The 405-nt window shown below is 68.6% G+C and carries 1 protein-coding gene; it reads right to left on the reverse strand.

Going from position 1 to position 405, the window contains the following annotated elements; all coding sequences use genetic code 11:
* The coding region (locus G3I71_RS49105; RefSeq protein WP_164325479.1) for a roadblock/LC7 domain-containing protein at positions 1-396 on the reverse strand (396 nt) is incomplete at its 3' end.
* Positions 397-405: the final 9 nt, after the last annotated feature.

Genomic DNA, 405 nt, shown 5'->3' on the forward strand with positions numbered 1-405 from the left:
GGAGATGAGCTGCGGGGTCAGCGTCGCCTCGGTGCGGGAGACGAGCATCGCCATCTCGTAGCCGATGAGGCCGACGTCGCACGTCGACTCGGCGACGACGGCGAGGACCGAGCCGTTCGACACGCTCATGAGGAAGAGGAACAGGTGGTCCATCTCGATGATGGCCTGCCGCACCTCCCCCGCACGGAGCTGGCGCGACGCGCCACGGGTCAGGCTCGACATGCCCGAGACGATCGCCGCGAGCTGGTCGCCGCTGGTGCGGTCGAGCTGCTCGGACATCGCCATGAGCAGACCGTCGGCCGACACCACGAGCGTGTGGCGAGTGCCGGGCACGGTCCGGACGAAGTTGTCCAGGAGCCAGCCGAAGTTGGCTGCCTCGGTGCTGAGCGCGGTCACACTTCCTCC

The organism is Streptomyces sp. SID12501, from assembly GCF_010550245.1.
In the GTDB taxonomy this organism is placed as follows: Bacteria; Actinomycetota; Actinomycetes; order Streptomycetales; family Streptomycetaceae; genus Streptomyces.